This is a genomic window from Arcicella rosea (assembly GCF_040543805.1).
Lineage (GTDB): Bacteria > Bacteroidota > Bacteroidia > Cytophagales > Spirosomataceae > Arcicella > Arcicella rosea.
Genome location: NZ_JBEUMS010000006.1, coordinates 308,896 through 327,163 on the forward strand (window position 1 = coordinate 308,896; position 18,268 = coordinate 327,163).

General features: G+C 33.0%; 12 protein-coding genes. 9 read left to right on the forward strand and 3 right to left on the reverse strand.

Annotated elements, in window-relative coordinates:
* Positions 1-138 precede the first annotated feature (138 nt).
* From ABID42_RS10280 to ABID42_RS10305, 6 genes are all read left to right on the forward strand, one after another.
* On the forward strand, positions 139-2,718 hold the full coding sequence (locus tag ABID42_RS10280) for a PAS domain S-box protein (RefSeq protein WP_367283589.1): 2,580 nt from the start codon (positions 139-141) through the stop codon (positions 2,716-2,718).
* Positions 2,715-3,116 carry a response regulator gene (locus ABID42_RS10285; protein WP_367283590.1) on the forward strand — a complete coding sequence of 134 codons (402 nt, stop codon included), beginning with the start codon at positions 2,715-2,717 and terminating at the stop codon, positions 3,114-3,116. The genes ABID42_RS10280 and ABID42_RS10285 overlap by 4 nt, the downstream gene beginning before the upstream one ends.
* 601 nt (positions 3,117-3,717) lie before the next feature.
* Complete coding sequence (locus ABID42_RS10290; RefSeq protein WP_367283591.1) at positions 3,718-4,080, forward strand: hypothetical protein; 363 nt, start codon at positions 3,718-3,720, stop codon at positions 4,078-4,080.
* Between the two features lie 512 nt (positions 4,081-4,592).
* The gene (locus ABID42_RS10295; RefSeq protein ID WP_367283592.1) at positions 4,593-8,021 is read left to right on the forward strand and encodes a sensor histidine kinase; all 3,429 of its coding nucleotides are present in this window, start codon (positions 4,593-4,595) and stop codon (positions 8,019-8,021) included.
* Between the two features lie 127 nt (positions 8,022-8,148).
* Positions 8,149-9,384 (forward strand): TCR/Tet family MFS transporter, encoded by a 1,236-nt coding sequence (locus ABID42_RS10300; protein ID WP_367283593.1) that lies wholly within the window; start codon positions 8,149-8,151, stop codon positions 9,382-9,384.
* 372 nt (positions 9,385-9,756) lie between these two features.
* The gene (locus tag ABID42_RS10305) at positions 9,757-10,488 is read left to right on the forward strand and encodes an outer membrane lipoprotein-sorting protein (protein WP_367283594.1); all 732 of its coding nucleotides are present in this window, start codon (positions 9,757-9,759) and stop codon (positions 10,486-10,488) included.
* A 90-nt stretch (positions 10,489-10,578) separates the two neighbouring features.
* On the opposite strand, the gene ABID42_RS10310 is transcribed toward ABID42_RS10305, so the two are convergent.
* Entirely contained in the window at positions 10,579-11,544 is a 966-nt protein-coding gene (locus tag ABID42_RS10310) for a hypothetical protein (RefSeq protein ID WP_323255270.1), read from the reverse strand.
* A gap of 992 nt (positions 11,545-12,536) precedes the next feature.
* Here ABID42_RS10310 and ABID42_RS10315 point away from each other — a divergent pair.
* From ABID42_RS10315 to ABID42_RS10325, 3 genes are all read left to right on the forward strand, one after another.
* Positions 12,537-12,974 carry a nuclear transport factor 2 family protein gene (locus tag ABID42_RS10315; RefSeq protein ID WP_367283595.1) on the forward strand — a complete coding sequence of 146 codons (438 nt, stop codon included), beginning with the start codon at positions 12,537-12,539 and terminating at the stop codon, positions 12,972-12,974.
* A 164-nt stretch (positions 12,975-13,138) separates the two neighbouring features.
* Entirely contained in the window at positions 13,139-14,248 is a 1,110-nt protein-coding gene (locus ABID42_RS10320) for a family 20 glycosylhydrolase (protein WP_367283596.1), read from the forward strand.
* Between the two features lie 13 nt (positions 14,249-14,261).
* Positions 14,262-15,455 (forward strand): DUF5009 domain-containing protein, encoded by a 1,194-nt coding sequence (locus ABID42_RS10325; RefSeq protein WP_367283597.1) that lies wholly within the window; start codon positions 14,262-14,264, stop codon positions 15,453-15,455.
* A 42-nt stretch (positions 15,456-15,497) separates the two neighbouring features.
* Here the strand turns inward: ABID42_RS10325 and ABID42_RS10330 are convergent, their stop codons facing one another.
* Positions 15,498-16,184, reverse strand: a complete 687-nt coding sequence (locus tag ABID42_RS10330; protein ID WP_367283598.1) for a LytR/AlgR family response regulator transcription factor — start codon at positions 16,182-16,184, stop codon at positions 15,498-15,500.
* A 225-nt stretch (positions 16,185-16,409) separates the two neighbouring features.
* Positions 16,410-17,951, reverse strand: coding sequence for a sensor histidine kinase (locus tag ABID42_RS10335; protein WP_367283599.1), 1,542 nt, complete (start codon positions 17,949-17,951; stop codon positions 16,410-16,412).
* Between the last annotated feature and the right edge of the window lie 317 nt (positions 17,952-18,268).

An 18,268-nucleotide genomic window follows, 5' to 3' on the forward strand; every position in this document is an offset into this window, starting at 1 on the left:
TCAGTAACTTAAGTGACGAAAATTCAACATAAATAAAACAATGCGTATAACAATGTAACTTTTTTTCATTAGTTTGCATTAAGATTGATTTGGAACACCACGCCAGTCAAGTCTTATTAAAACTGCTTTCAATTCGATATGAATAATTTCACTCCGCCAAATGAATTTATTACAATTCAAATTGAAGCCCTACAGGAAAACGATTTTGATCTCGTTCTTGATGTCGCTTCAAACATATTTGACTCTTCAGTCATTTGCCTCTCTTTTTTAGGGGTAAAAAGGCAATGGTATAGGTCGGATGATGATACTTCTTTCAATTTCGATTTCAATCTAAGTAGCTACTTAGTCCAATATCAATTCAGCAATTCTGATGATATTTTCAATATCAAGCATCCTCGAGAAGCCTTTTTTATAGAAAACGGTATAGCGTCTATCATTAGTAAAACATTGTATTTATCTAATGGCGCAATATTAGGGCATATTTCTTTACTCAACTCTTCGATTACTGAGCTTTCAGCCAAAGAACAAAAAATATTAAGAACGCTTTCCCAAAAAGCAATTGCATTAATAGAACAAAACCAGCTTAATTTAGAGGAACTCGTTTTTGAAAAAAACCAGTTAAAAGTATTACTAAGTACTACCAATGATTATATCTGGTGTATAGACAAAAATCTTAACCTAATTTCTGCCAACAAAACCTACATTGATACCATCAAAAAACATACTGGAAAAATACTAAAAGGTGGAAATTCATTTCTATTAAAAGATTATTATACAGATGAATTAATCGAGTTTTTTAAAGAACAAAGCCATAAGGCTTTGTTAGGAAATGCTTTTTCAGTAGATACTTATATTCCTGCCACTAAATGGTATAATGAGCAATGGATGGAAATATCATTCCAGCCAATTTATGAGAATGGACAAGTAGAAAAATTAGTTATTAATGCCAGAAATATTACTAAAAGGAAAAAAGACAAAGAGAAAATAAACAAAAGTAAAGAACAATACGAGTTACTTTTCCTTTCTAATCCACAACCCATGTGGATTTACGATATTGAAACCCTTGCCTTTTTAGAAATCAATAATGCAGCCATCAAACATTATGGTTATTCAAGAGAAGAGTTTTTACAAATGACACTTTTGGATATTAGACCAAAGGAAGATGCTTATAAATACCTCGACCATTCGAATCCAAACGATGAACTAGAGGCAAATCAGTACGAATGGAGGCATATCAAAAAAAATGGAGAAACAATTTTTGTACTGATAACCACACATGGTATAATTCATCATGGAAAAAGAGCTCGCCACGTACTCATTAATGATATAACAGAACAAAAACTTTATCTTCAACTTCTTGAAAATGAAAGAACCAATACGGCGGCACTCATCAATAGTACTGATGATTTGGTTTGGAGTATCGATGAAAACCAATGTTTAGTTACAGCCAACGATGCTTATTTAAACCTGATTGAACATTTTGGTGGCACTAGAATCAAACAAGGAGATTGTATCAATAATATCAAAGGATTTGATGATGAAGTAAATCTATACTGGAAATCACTTAATGAAAGAGTTTTATCAGGCGAAACCTTTACCCATGAATTGTATTCGCAAAATGTAGATTCTATCTGGGGTTCTTGGAGTGAAATCAGATTTAATCCCATCAAAGACGGCGATAAAATCAGAGGAGCAGCGATGTTTGCCAGAAATATCTCTAATCGCAAAGAAATTGAACTAGCACTTGAAACCAATCAAAGAATTTTACTAGAGACTAGCGAAGTAGCAAGAGTTGGTGGTTGGGAAATAGATTTAGTCAATCAAACGGTTTCATGGTCAAAAATCACTAAAGAAATTCATGAACTTCCACTAGATTACGATGTAAAAATAGATGAGATACTTCATTTTTATCGAGAAGGTGAAAACCGAGAAAGAATTAGAAAATTAATTGATACAGTAGTTGCTGAAGCGAAAGATTTTGATTTTGAAACCCCAATTATCACAGCAAAAGGCAATGAAAAATGGATTAGAGTAAAAGGTGGAGTAGCAACAATTGAAGGCAAATCGGTTAGGATTCATGGAATGATTCAGGATTTAGAAGATATTAAAAAGTTTGAAGTACTTCTAAAAGAAACAAGTGAAATTGGACGTGTAGGTGGTTGGCAGTATGATATTCCTACTAAAAAAGTTACGTGGGGCTCTATCACAAAAAAAATTCATGAAGTACCAATCGACTATGAACCTACGTTTGAAAGTAGCATGAGTTCCTATAAAGAAGGTGAAAGCAGAAATGCCATCATTGAAGCGGTGAACAATGCAATACATTCAGGAACACCATACGATTTAGAAGTACAAATCGTTACTGCTAAAGGAAAAGAAAGATGGGTAAGAGCTAAAGGAAGAGTAGAACTAGCCCAAGGAAAACCGATCAGATTGTATGGAATGATTCAGGATATTAACGACCAAAAGAAACATCTTGGAGAAATAGAAGCACAAAATAAACAACTCAGAGAAATTGCATGGATGCAGTCGCACGTTGTGAGGGCGCCAGTGGCACGTATCATGGGAATTATCAATTTATTAAACGATTTTGATAGTGTTGAACTAAGTAAGGAAGAACTTCTGCAAAATATTCTTGATTCTGCTTATGAACTTGATGGAATTATTCGAAAAATCAACAACACGATTAAAACAGATCACAACAATATTTTAATATGAAACTCAATTTATTAATAGTAGATGACGACAAAATGGTGCAAACGTTGCACTCGATTATAGCAAAAAAAAGTGGACTTACAGATTCTCCAATAAATTTTGCCGATGGACAACAAGCATTTGATTATATTATTAAAAACAATGGAGATGATGCCTATTTAATATTGCTCGACATCAATATGCCTGTAATGAATGGATGGGAATTGTTAGAAGCCTTGAAAAAACAAGCCCTGAAAAATCAAATTTTTGTGGTAATGGTAAGTTCTTCAATTGACCAACACGACCTCGACAAAGCAAGTACTTACGAACAAGTAATTTCTTATGTATCAAAGCCTTTGACTAAAGATATTCTGGAAGGATTAAAAGCCCAACAACAAGTAAAACCCTTTTTTGAGCATTAAAATTAGACTTCCAAGTCACAAAATGGAATTAATGAAAGTTTAATCTTTTATTAATTCCATTTTTTTTGAAATTTATTTTAAGTATTTATACTTATTTTAATTTTATTTTTTAGGACTAAAAATGTATTTATAAGCTTAAAAAAGGCTGTTATTTCTTATTTGTAGCTTGAAATTTAATACTACTTTTATATAAAAACATTGATTTCATCATTCCAAGGGCATTTTTACAGCCAAACACTTTATAAAAGTTCAAAAATATTTTTTGTTTTATCAATTTTCTCCATCCTACTATTTCAAGTAGCAATTAGCTATACTTCTTCTCACCTAAAAGATAATTTCACAAAATAGCCTATATTTTCTATCATATTTCATTAAAAAAAACTGTAAATAGCTAAAAACCAGTTAAAAACTTCAGCTTTCATCCTTCAAATCCATCATTTGGCAATCAAAATTTTTGGTTGCAACTTTCGTTATCTAAATACAATAAGTGTTTTTACTCACACTTATTACAAGGCTCAGTAAGATTTCATTTCCAATACTGAGACTTTCTGGAAAAGTAAATTCTGAAACAAAACATACAAAACTTAAACATTACATTGTCATGAAATCTAAATTTTTTTGGGCGGGCTTGTTACTGGTAGCAAGTTATGGTTCGTTCGCTCAGGAGGTTCCTTCAGGTGACCCTGGGTATAGCACAAGCAATTACAAACATCCTAATAAAGCAGCAGCGGCAGCTAAAAAAAATAAAAAAGGTTTTCCAATCAGTGAAAATGTCGCAATAAATAGGAATTACAAACAGGCAGGTACTCAAACAACCGAAAAGGGCTTGAGTATTATTAGAAACCAGCCAAAAGAAGAGTACTTAACTTGGCAAAACCCTAAAATGCCTTTTACTAAAAAAGTAGTAAAAGACGCTGAGTTGGCGAACGATACCATCAGAAAGAACGATACAACTATCGACTAATTTTCTGATTCCTTATCAAGCAACCTCCTTGTGAACGTTTTCAACAGACAATCATAAGGAGGTTTTTTATTTGACACAAAACAAAAATTGAACTATTTCGATTCAAATTAATACTTATCTAATATTAATGACCGTAAACTAAAAAATGAATTAACATTTGGGTTCGGCATACTAAATTACATGAGTAAATAGTTCTACACCACTCTATTTATACCTCAATAAACTTCTCTCATTACTTTATCTTATAAATTCAGATTAATTTAAGTTGTAACTCTTCCTTCAATCTCCCAAAAATCCTAAGTCTTATTTCAAAAAAAAAATAATTCTCTTTCATCCTTCACTTTTAGGCTTCTATCAAAAACACAGTAAAATATTGCCGAGCTTTTTATTTTTTATCTCTTTGTTAACAAACTTTTATGTAAGTTGTAATATCAATCAATCACGCTTTATATAATCCTTATATTTAAGAGTCCTTTTATTGATTCAATGGCATTAAAATAATCTGAATAAAAGTGAAGAGCACATCAAACAAAAATCAAACTATTGAAAAAAGCATTGATAATTCACCTGTAGCAATGTTTCAGTTGGTATTGTCTACTGATGGAAAAATATCATTCCCTTATGTTAGTAGGGATATTGAACACATATTTTTCGAGGCAGATAAAGCTACTTTTCAAAGCACTCCGTCTATCTACTTTGCATCTATATTCGAAGAAGATTATCAAAGTTTTTTCACCACTCTTGAAAATTCTCAAAAAGAGCAATCTAATTGGTTTTATGAATTCAGAATCAAACAGGACGAACATGATTTTCGTTGGATACGAGTATTGGCAAATCCAGAAGTAAATGTTGATGGCTCAATTATTTGGCATGGCTATTTCAAGGATATTTCTATTCGTAGAGCAACAGATGAGAGTTATAAAATGATAGAAAAACGCTTTAGCTCTATTATTGAAAACTTCACTGAAGGCTTTGCATTAGTGGATGTTGAAGGTACAATTTTAGAGATTAGTCCATCTGGTAAAAAAATATTGGGTTTCTACAACGACGAAAATACAAGTACAATTAAGAATAAATTAAATATCCATCCTGAAGATATTGCAACATTGGCTAATCTTTTCTTAGCTGTAATCGCTAATCCGACTCAAACGGAAAAGATGGAATTTAGAATTATTATGCCCGATGGTACTGAAAAATGGCTTGAAACTACTATTCACAACTTACTTGAAAATCAAGCTATAAAAACAGTTTTACTGAATTTTAGAGATATTAATGAACAAGTTTTGGCAAGAAAACAAAAAGAATTTGATGCCAAAAATTTAAAATCGTTGATTGATAATACCTCTGATATTGTATGGAGTGTAGATACGTCTTGTCGTTTAATTTCCTTTAATACTGCTTACGAAAAATTAGTTTTCGAGTACATCCAAGAAAATATTTTTCCGGGAAAAAATATCCTTGAAACGCTGACATTTAGCCCATCTCATTTAGCGCTATTTACTTCTTATTATAAAAGAGCATTTGAAGGAGAAACCTTTACTGTGCAATACAATATTTCTTATTTAAAAGATTTATGGAGAGAGGTTTCATTTTATCCAATTAAACTTGATGGTAAAGTAATAGGAACTGCCTGTTATGGCAAAGATATAACCGAAAGGAAACTTTACGAAGTTGCTTTACAAAAAACGAATGAACAATTATTGGCTGCACAAAATATAGCAAAGTTAGGCTATTGGGAAGTCGATTTGGTAGGAGAAAATCATTTCTGGTCGGATGAAATGTATCATATTTTTGAAATTGATTTTGCACAAAGTCCACTCAATTTAACTGATGCCTTTAACTATGTTCATGAAGATGATAGAGAAAAATTACTTGAACAGCATCAATTAATGATGACAGAAAACAAGTATTTAAATCTTGATTTTCGTTTAAAAATGCCTAATGGACAAATAAAATACTTGGTTATGAATGCCAAGCTCAACAAAGACGAAAATGGAAAAAATATTCAAATAAGAATTACTTCACAAGATATTACAGAAAAGAAAAAGGCAGAAAATGATGTTATCCAACGAGAAAATCGTTTGAAAGCTCTTATTGAAAAAAGTACTGAAGGTATCGCAATTGTAAATGCCAACAAAGAAATCATAGATATTAGCCCTGTCGGAAAAAAAATATTTGGGATCAACAGTATTGAAGAGTACGATAGGAATTCTGTTCATCCAGATGATTTAAAAGAGCTAGGTATCGTTTTTGAACAAGTTTATAAACAACCCGATTATTCCCCGACTGCAAGTTTTAGGTACATAAAACCAAATGGTGAAGTATTATGGATTGAAACCCACTTTAATAATCAGTTAGCAGAACCCTCTATTGAAGGTATTATCATGAATTTCATGGATATTACCAAAATAAAAATAGCCGAACAATTACTTAAAAGTGAACAGTATTTGTTGAGGACAATCATCGACAATTTGCCTCTAAATGTTTATGTAAAAGATTTAGCATCAAGAAAAACCTTAATCAATAAAGCTGAGCTTGAGTATTTAGGATTCAAAGACGAAAAAGAAGGGCTTGGCAAGAATGATTATGAAACATTCACCGCAGAGTATGCTAAAATATTTATTGAAGAAGATCAAACCGTTTTCAAAACAGGAAAAGCAATTATCAACAAAGAAACGTTGATTGAAGACCCAACAAAAAAACGGGTATGGTATTTATTATCTAAAATACCACTTGTTAATGAACAAGGTGAAATTGATAGATTAATTGGAATTAGTATTGATATTACTGAACAAAAACTTGCACAAGAACAACTCAGTGCAAGTGAATTAATGTTTAAAAATCTCGCTAAAAACGTACCGGGAGTGGTATATCAATTATGCGTTGAAGCTGATGGGACGACACATTTTCCGTATTTGAGTGCTAAAATTCAAGAAATATTTGGAATTGACTTTGATAGCAAGGAAAAAGATTTAGCCAAACATATTTATTCAGAAGATAAAATTACTTTTTTAAATTCTATTTATGTAGCAATGATTAGTAAAAGCAATTGGAGCTATGAAGGAAGAATACAAGCTGATAATGGTGAAATAAAATGGTTTCAAGGGATGTCTAGCCCGACAATTATGGGTGATAGAATAATTTTCAATGGAATTCTGATAGATATTTCCGAAAGAAAAAATGCAGAAGAATCTAAAAAACAGCTTCGCCAGCTAGAACTTTCATTGGAAAAGGAAAGAGAGATAAACTTGTTGAAATCTAGGTTTATTTCTTTTGCTTCGCATGAATTCAGAACTCCACTGGCTACGATTGTCACCAGTATTGACATTCTAGGAATTTACACCAATATGTTATCGGATGCTGAAGTCAAAGATAAATTAAAACATCATCTCAACAGAGTTACTTCACAAGCAAATAGGTTAACCGAAATGCTTTCGGATGTGATGTTATTGGAGAAATCAGCCAATGATAAAATTAATTTACAATTAGAGAACATTGATATTATATCTTTGATTAAAGAACTTAACAACCAATATTATAATGAAAGAAAAGACAACCGAAAATTAGAACTGATTTTGCCTACAGAAAGTAAAGAAATTTTTTCTGATGCTTCTTTGTTGAAGCACATTATCAATAATTTGATTGATAATGCTTTTAAATATTCTAAAGATGCACCAAACCCCAGTTTAATACTCGCAATTAACGACAAGGATTTTAAAATCATTATTCAAGATTATGGTATTGGTATTCCTTTAGAAGATCAACAGCATTTGTTTGAGATATTTTTCAGAGCCAATAATGTTTTAAATATCGACGGTACAGGCTTAGGATTGAACATTACAAAAGAATTTACTCAAAAACTTGGCGGAACGATTAGTTTCAAAAGTGAAGTAGGTAAAGGAACAGAATTTACTTTGGTATTTCCTAAGCATTATTCTTGAGTGCTAATGTTTAAATTAGCAAAAATATCATTTATTGGTGACAACAAAAGCGAATAATAGCAAACTCAACAAAATCAAAAAAATGATTAACTTGCTAAACAATTATCCCTGAATTCAAAAACTCCCCATGTCGGCAAAACGCAATCCCGCAATTCTATTTATTTTTATTACTATTCTTATTGATGTGTTAGGTATCGGAATCATTATTCCTGTTTTACCTAAATTATTACAAGAACTTACTGGTAAAGGACTTAGTGAAGCTTCACAATATTCTGGTTTTATGATGGCGGCTTATGCAGTTATGCAATTCATTTTTTCTCCGATTTTAGGTGGATTAAGTGATAAGTATGGTCGTCGTCCTATTATTCTAGGTTCGCTATTTGGTTTTGGATTAGATTATATTCTTTTGGGTTTTGCACCAACTATTGCATGGCTTTTTGCAGGAAGAATTATTGCAGGAATTACGGGAGCAAGCTTTACAACGGCTTCTGCTTACATTGCTGATATTTCAAATGATGAAAATCGGTCTAAAAACTTTGGAATGATTGGTGCAGCTTTTGGTATTGGGTTTATCATTGGACCAGTCATTGGTGGAGTATTAGGAGATATAGGTGCAAGAGTACCTTTTTTTGTAGCGGCAGGACTAACCCTTCTTAATTGGCTTTATGGTTATTTTGTATTACCAGAATCTTTGTCGCAAGATCATAGAAGAGATTTTGATTGGAAAAGAGCAAATCCAATAGGTTCATTAAAAAACTTAGGTCGTTATCCAGTTGTGTTAGGTTTGGTAGGTGCATTTTTCTGTCTTCAATTGGCAGGACAAACGCATCCAAGCACATGGTCGTATTTTACCATGAAAGAATTTAATTGGACATTGGCAGAAGTTGGATACTCACTTTCTTTTGTGGGTTTAGTAGTTGCCATTGTACAAGGGGGTTTAAATAGAATTATCAATCCAAAGTTAGGAGATAGAAACTCTGTTATGGTAGGATTGTTATTTTATGCCGCAGGTTTTGCTTTATTTGCTTTGGCTACAAAAGGATGGATGATGTATGCCTTTATGATTCCTTTTGGTTTGGGTGGTATTGCTGGTCCAGCTTTACAAAGTATTATTTCGAAACAAGTACCAGCCAATGAACAAGGGGAATTACAAGGAGGTTTGACAAGCTTACAAAGTGTTACTACTATATTCGGACCTTTGTTAGCTTCTAATTTATTTGCTTACTTTTCAGCAGATGATGCGCCAATATTCTTTCCTGGAGCAGCATTTATGATGGCAGCTTTCCTAACAATTATTGCTTTGGTAATAGCTTTAAAATCGTTTCCTAAAAACAAACTGGCAACAGAGGCAATTGAGAGTTAGTGAGTTGTGAATTTTGAGTTGTAAATTTTGAGTTGTGAATTAGTTAATTTGTTATGAATAAGGTTAAGCATTTTTTTAAATGAAGTTAATCAAAAGAAAAGAGTAATCTATTTTACTTTATTAAATCGACAACTCATTAAATCACTAATTCACAACTCACTCAATCACTAACTCAAAATTCACAACTCATCACTCAAAACTCATCACTCAAAACACTTCTCCATTCATCCTCCAAAATCACTGATTGTCATGATAGTGTTTTGTGGTAAAAATATTCCTTGCTACATTTCAAACATAATTAGATACAAATTGTATTTACGGAAAACCAAAACAATTAAAATCAATTCAAACATATTTAACACAAACATAAACATGAAATTTTCAAAAATGATAAGCGCTGCTTTGGTTGTTATGGTAACAACAGCAAGTGCTTTTGCACAAACAGCCGATGAAATTGTAACAAAACATATTGAGGCAATTGGAGGTGCAGAAAAATGGAAAGCATTGAAAAGCATAGAGATGAAAAATAAGTTTTCGGTGCAAGGCATGGATATTGAAAGTAAAACTGTAATTGTAGCTGGGAAATCTTTAAGAACGGATATTTCTGTAATGGGGCAAGAAATTGTTACGGTAGTAGATGGCGAAACAGGTTGGTCTATCAGACCTACTATGATGCAAGGAACTGGAGCACCAGAAGATATGCCATTAGCTATGGTAAGAGAGTCTCGTAAACAGTTAAATTTAGGAGGTTCATTGATTGGCTACAAAGAAAATGGTTCAACCTTAGAATTAGTAGGTACTGAAAAAATAGATGGTGCTGATGCTTACAAATTGAAATTGGTAGAAAAAAACGGAGAAGAAACTAATATTTATCTTTCAACTTCAACATATTATACTTTAAAAACAAGTGGAAAGCGTAAAGTTCAAGGACAAGAAATTGATGCTGAAGTGACATATTCAAACTTTAAACCAATAGAAGGTCTAATCTTTGCACATACGATGGAAACGCCTAGTCCGATGGGTGGAAGTATGACGATAGAAACAGAATCAATCAAATTGAATCCAAAGGTAGATGAAGCAATCTTCAAAAAGCCAGCGAAATAGATATTATTAAATAGACATAAAACGAGCCATTTTTCAGTGAAAAATGGCTCGTTTTATTATAAATAGCAAGACCGAATTATCGACAGCCCATTATTTTTGTACTTTAATATCAAGGCTAACTGTACCAGCCACACCCGCTACTACACTATTCACTTTGATAAGTCCTTTCTTGCCTCTACCATTCAAGAAAGCATAAACTTTACCAGCTTCAATCGCAATAAATTGCGGTGCAGTATTCGAGATACTTAAAGCTCCCAATGTTAAATCATCAGCCGTAGCAAAGTCAACCGCTGTTGGCGCCACTGCAAAATAAGTAGCAGAACCTCCGCCAGTATAAGAACCCGAACAATCTGTAGCAGTAGCAACAGTGCTTAAGCTAAAGCTTGCACTTCTAGCAGGATTCGACATCAAAGTTGATTTCACAGGCGAACCTACAGAAGCATACGTAATATCTACATACTTCATATTTGAATCTAAGTCACATACTTTATAAATATCACCCGTTGCAGAAGTTACTCTTGAACCTGCAGCATTCGACTGCGCTCCTAAAGTAATTGAAGGCCAAGAAGCAATCTGTGCTTGTGAAGAAACATTCACTACCAAAGTTCTACGAGTTACGTTAGCAGAAGTACTGTTGGCATCTGTTGAAGTATTGTCATACACATCAAAGTGAATATATACTTTTCCAGAAGTTGGTGAAACAGTGTATTCAACTGTTTGTGTTTGCTCGTCTTTATTTTTCAATTTAATTTCAAACAAAGGCGTTGCATTGGCTGGACGGTAATTCGCAGTAGTCTCAACAAATACTCTCAAGATACGTGGTTTCCCACCCGAAGCTGTTTTTTTAATTAATAAAGAAACGTTTACGTTATCGCCATTAGCCGCCACTACAGACGACGTAGCGTTGATAGTTGGGTCAGTAAAAGTAACATCTAGTCCACCCGTTGCAGCAGGCAAAGTATTGTCAACAGTTGTTGGTTGAATATCTGGCGTAACACCGCAAGCAGAAACCAAAGCCACTAAAAGGGCCAAAAATAAGTTAGAAAGTTTTTTCATGATTTTTGAAGAGTAAAATAAAAAGCAAGGATTATGTTTATGTATCTGATAAGAAAATCGTGCCATGACGCTTATCACAGCTTAAATAGAAACAGAAAGAGTATTGAAAATCAATATGTAACAAATAATCGTCGGCAATTTTCCTCAAATTTACGCACATCGGCTGGCTTTAGCAAACGAAGCACATCATCATGTGGTTAAGAAAAATAGGCTATTTTACCTTTCATGACTGAGCCTCAGTTAGTTTTAAGCGAAATCTGCCCACCAAAAATCACTACTTTTTTACGAAACACAAGCACAAAAAGGATAAAATTTTCCTCTTTTTACCCCAATTTTCCATATAAAAGAGGAAAATTTGTGTCTTTTTTATGGAAAGTTGCTTCTTCAAGTAGCAAAATTCCTTCTTTTTTGCGGAATATTGCGGTATTAACAAGAAAATTCCCTTCTTTTTTACGGATAATTGCGGTTTTAGGTAGGAGATTTGCTATTCTAATAACCAAATTTCTATCTCAGAATAGGAATACTCCTTCTTTTTTGCGGGAAATTGCGGTTTTTAACAGAATTGACTCAGTGTGATTAATCAAAAAATGGCATCAGGAATATGTTTTCTTGATGCCGTTTTTTTGTGCAATTAGTATAAATAAATAAATCCCGAAGGCGTGATACTATTAAATGTTTCACCCTTTCAGGGTTCTATAAACGATATTTCAATTTATTGCTATAATCCTGACATCCCTTCGGGATTTAAAGAGAGGCTTTATGGCTTTTAACGAAACCATTCCTAAGCTGTTTCCAATTTGGAGAAGCGTGGGGTTTTCTATTAGCAGGCGAATTAATTCGCTTGCTAATAGAAAAAAGTATAATTCAAAAACTTTTTATTAAATTAAAAATTAGTTTAACTAGCTTATCTACAAACCTTTATTTCATCTTTTCAGGCTTTTAAAGTATATTTATCTAACAAATTAAAACCCAAACTAAAACCTTGAAAGTACATGAAAAATCTTGTTCTTCTTATTATTTTATTCACTTGTTTCGCTTGTAATTCTACTGAAAAGCCAATTACCTCTGCCAATCCTCACGAAGCTTTTATCAAACAATATTTTGAGTATTTCAATCAACATGATTGGCAGAAAATGGCAAGTATGTATGCTGATACTGCTGATTTTAAAGACCCTTCTTTAGGACAAAGTATCGTAAAACAAACGCATGAACAAACTATTAAAAAATATAGCGAATTAAACCAAGCTTTTCCAGACCTTAAAGATTCTGTTACTAATATTTATCTCGCTGGCGAAAAACACATTGTTGTAGAATTTATTTCAAAAGGGACTGCTCCCGATAAATCTGCTTTTGTTTTACCCATCTGTACCATCTTCACGATTGAAAACGGAGTAATCACAAAGGATTTTACTTATTACGATAATTTCTGATTTCTACATTCATTTATAGCTCACCAAGTAACATATTTCCGAGTAACTTATTTTTTCGGTCTAAAACTGACCTGTTTTGTCTGCTTTTGGGTAAAACCACCTTGTTATCCTTATTGAATTTAGCCAAATTGTAGTGTTATCCAATTTAAAAAATCCTCTTCATCATGGCTAAGTTTTCTCTGTTACTCTTTATTAGTTTCTGTACTACTTTATGGAATAGTTTATTGGCACAATCAAAAATTGATAGCTTACTCCCTACTCGTGGTTTTTGTATTACAGCGCCAAAAGCACAAAAAGTGGATGATTTTGTCAAGTTTATTCAAGAAGAATTAGCACCCAGACAAGTAAATACACTCATCCTGCGAGTTGATTATAACTATCAATTTGAAAGTCATCCAGAACTCCGTGACCCCGAAGCACTTTCTAAAAAGGGTGTAAAGAAATTGGTTAGTGTTTGTAAGAAAAACAATATTCGTATCATTCCGCAAATCAATTTATTGGGACATCAGTCTTGGGCAGCTACTACCACAAATCTGCTAAAAGTATATCCTGAATTTGATGAAACACCAGCCGTAAAAATGCCAGAAAAATATGTTTGGCCCAATCCAGATGGTTTGTATTGTAAAAGTTATTGCCCGCTACATCCAACAGTGCATAAAGTAGTTTTTGCATTGATAGATGAAATCTGTGAAGTATTTGAAACAAATGCTTTCCATGCAGGAATGGATGAAGTATTTTATATTGGCGATGATAAATGTCCGAGATGTTCAGGAAGAGATAAAGCTGAATTATTTGCTGGAGAAGTGAATGAAATCAGAAATCATTTAGCGATAAAAAATAGAAAACTCTGGATTTGGGGAGACCGACTAATTGATGGAAAAACCACTGGAATAGGCATGTGGGAAGGTAGTTTTAACAATACACATAGGGCAATAGATTTAATTGCTAAAGACGTGACTATTTGTGATTGGCATTACGAACGCCCCGACCAAACGGCTGTTTATTTTGCCATGAAAGGTTTTGATGTAATTACTTGTCCGTGGAGAATGCCCAAATTTGCTGTGATTCAAACACAGGATATGCTTAAATTCAGACAATCGTCCACTGCTACGATGAAACCTCATTTTCAAGGAATGATGCAAACGGTTTGGTCGAGTGCGGAATCTTTTTTGGATGAGTTTTATGGAAGAAATCCCAACAAAACAGTAGAAGAAAATTCTTCCACAAACTGTTTTAAAGCCATGTTTACAGAAATTAATCAACTAATAAAGTAATCATTCAAAGCAAATGGAAAAGGCTAAACGTATTTTTTCAATAGATATATTCAGGGCATTGACAATGCTTTTAATGATTTTTGTAAACGACCTTTGGACATTGAAAAACGTTCCTCTGTGGCTGGAACATGCCGAGGCAAATCAAGATTTCTTGGGTTTATCGGATGTTATTTTTCCTTGCTTTTTATTTATTTTGGGTATGGCAATTCCTTTTGCCATTAAAAATCGCATCGCAAAAGGAGATACGCCTTTACAGTTAGTCAAACATATTATTACTCGTTCTATTGCCTTGTTAATCATGGGAGTTTTCACGGTGAATGTTCCCGAAATCAATGCCGAAGCAACAGGAATGAGTAGTGAAGTTTTTCAAATATTAATGGTGTTTGGCTTCTTTCTTATCTGGAATGTATATCCTAAAACAGACGCTATTAAAAGTAAAATCTTTTTAGGCTTACGAATTATTGGTGTACTTATTTTGCTAAGATTAGCCTACATTTTTAAGGCAGGAACAACTGATAATTTAATAGGAATGACACCACAATGGTGGGGAATTTTAGGGCTCATCGGTTGGACTTACCTTACAGCAGCCATTATTTACTTGTTTACTTATCAAAAAACTTCTTTATTGGTTTCCTCCTTTTTGTTTTTCAATCTTTTGACAATTGCTGGTCATGCTGGTTTATTACAAAAAATATGGGCTGGCGGTCCTTCTGATTGGATTTTAGCCAATGGGACTTTCTTTGCTTTTGCCTTTGCAGGTATTTTGGCAAGTATTTTATTGGAACAATTTTCAAAGCTTGAAAACCAATATCAATCGATTGGAAGATACCTATTGTTTGGTATTGTACTTATCATCTTGGGTTTTATTGCCCGAAATTTCTTTATTATTTCTAAAATACAAGCTACTCCTACTTGGGTTTTTCTGTGCAGTGGAATCGCTTTTATCTTTTTTGCGATAATTTACTTTTTGGTTGATGTTAAAGGAAAATCCGATTGGTTTAGTAGTATCAAAACGGCTGGTACAAGTACGCTTACTTGCTATTTAATTCCCTATTGGTATTATAGCATTGCGGAATTATCGGGAATTACTTTGCCTGATTTTCTTACTGATGGCATAGTAGGTTTAATCAAATCTTTAATTTACGCTTTTATTGTTATTGGAATCACGGCTTTGCTTGGTAAGCTAAATGTTAAACTGAAAATTTGAGATTTCTTTTACTCGGCTTGGAAAGCCTAGGTACGATTTGCGTTATGTCTTCAATTTATCTTTAATCAAAATCAGACTTTCTTCGTAGGACGCACCAACTGGAATTTCTGTTTCTTGAATAAAGATAGATTGTCGAGCAATTTTGCTTACTTTTTGATAAGCAATAATATAAGAACGATGAATCCTGACAAAGTACTTTTCAGGCAATATTTGTAGGACATCCGTCATGGTTTGGCGGCTCAAAAGTTTTTTGTTTTTCAAGTAAAAAGTAAGGTAATTTCCTTCGGCTTCGATATAGAGTAAATCTTCAAACAATACTTTTTCTTCTTCATAGCCTGTTTTGATGAAAACAAAATTTCGTTCATCAACTTCTTTACTTTCTTTTATAGACAAGGCCTTATTGCAAGCTTTGGTAAATCTTGCTAAAGAAAAAGGCTTTAATAAGTAATCAACAGCATCTAATTCAAAACCTTGCACGGCGTACTCTGAATACGCTGTTGTAAAAATTATCATGGGTACTTTTTGTAAGCAATGCACAAAGTCGATGCCCGAAATATCAGGCATTTTGATGTCCAAGAAAATCAAATCTACTTTATTATTTTGCAGATAAGGAATTGCCTCAAAAGCATCGGTAAAAGTTGCTTTTAATTCCAAAAAAGGAATTTTTGAAGCATGAAATTGAATTACTTCTAAGGCTTTTGGTTCATCGTCGATGGCTATGGCAATCATTTTAAATGGTGAGTTGTGAGTGATGAATTGTGAATGTTTTTTTGTACAATTGATTTTCTAAATAATAATTAACCTGATTATTGGACATTTTCTTTTAAAACCTTTTTCTAATTGTTGGCAACCCTTGCGGTTACTCATCCATTGTGTGTGGGCAACCGCAAGGGTTGCCACTACGGATTTTTTGGTGTAAAATATAAGAATCCGATACTAATCACTCCAAAATCTTTAAAAGATACCTAAAGTCAATGATACAAAATAATCTTGTTCAGATTGTTGAATTTCTAACGTATGTCTTTGAGGATATATCAATTCTAGTCGCTTTTGTACATTATCCAAACCTATTCCCGATTGTTTTTCGGTATCGTTTTCATTTTTAGGATGCAATGAATTATGTACTTTAAAATAAAGTTTTTGAGCATCAAAAGTAAGTGTAATGTAAATCCAAGATGGTTTTCTGAAACTGATGCCGTGTTTAAAAGCATTTTCTACAAAAGGATTCAACAACATGGGTGCAATATAAATCTCGTAGTCAAGCTGCTGAATATTTACCCTAATTTCAATATCATGCGATTCGTCTAAACGCATTCTTTGAATTTCGATAAAATTCTCTAAATATTCTATTTCCTTACTTAATGGAATACGTTCTTGGTGGTTTTCGTGCAACATAAAGCGCATCATATCGCCCAATTTTTGTATTCCGTTAGAAGTCTTTTCAGCATTTTCTTTCAACGCTACTGCGTATAGAGTATTCAGCGCATTAAATAAAAAGTGTGGATTAATCTGCGAACGTAAAGTAATGAGTTCAGCAGATTTTTGAAATACTTGTGTTTGTAGTTGTTTTTTCTCCTGAAAAAATAACCAACGAACCAATGCCGAAAAGAAACCTAGCAAATGTGGAAGAATTACAAGACCAAAGTAAAAGCCAGTATTCGCAATTCTGTACCAAAGTAAATAAAGAATGATGTTAAATAAACCATATACAAAAAGCCAAAGCATAGGAATGACAAGTTCATTCTTTTTTGAATAATTGATTTGTGCAAAATAAGGAATGACAATTTTGAAAGAAAGATGATGTAAACCGACAATCAAGAGTATTTGTGTCAGTCCAATTACTAAGCCCGTCAAACCAACAATCAAATTGGCAACCTCGCCAAAAAGTGTAAACAGAGAAATCGACGCTAGAGCTAAAAATAGAATTAAGTTATTCAAAAACTGTTGTTTGGGCTGGCGTTCTTTTTCAAATAAATCGGCAGTATAATAATATAATTGAGCAACGACTTCATAAAGTGCGATGATAATAATACTCGCAAAAGCATCCGTCAGTACATATAACTTTCTAAAAAGTGAAAACACTTTAAATCCAATGGGATTTCCATGAACGTCATATCGAAAACGCCAAAAGAGCTTATATTCTTTGTAAATAAAACAACTGGCTAGTAGCAAAACAACCACAAAAACCATCCATAAAACAGTTGAAATATCATAGTTTTTCTGTTTGATGGCAGGAAAGAAAAAGTAATGAAAAACAAACCAAGCCGCAGTAAAAAGTACTGCGGCAGCAATAGTCGGGAATATGTTATTAAGGTATTGGTCATAAGAAGCTAAGCCACTCCAAATGACATGATTGGGTAATGGAATTCGCTCAAGATATTCAATATCAACATCGAAATCATGGGCAATTCCAAAGAGCCTTCTTACTACATAAAAGATGACGGCAAAAAGAATAAAAAATACTTCGTAGGTTCTAAATTTTTCGTGTGAATTCATTGTCTTTTTTTCATCAAAGCTAGTATTGCTTAGAAATGTAAATTAAAAAATGTTTTGAACTAGCTAACATTTGGGTTGAAATTGAAAAAAGAGTAGATAAACTTGATAAAAAGGCTATATTGAGTGATTTTTTTACCCATTTCTCCTTACAAAACCCGCAAAAAAGGACAGAAAATAAAAAAATCTTCATTTTTATCAATGAAGTTTGTATTAGAAAAATACAACAGATTTTGCAGGTAATGCTTCAAAATTTTAATACAAAACGAATACCAAGCCAATTCATCGCCTAATCTATAGTACTTATCATGATGATTTAA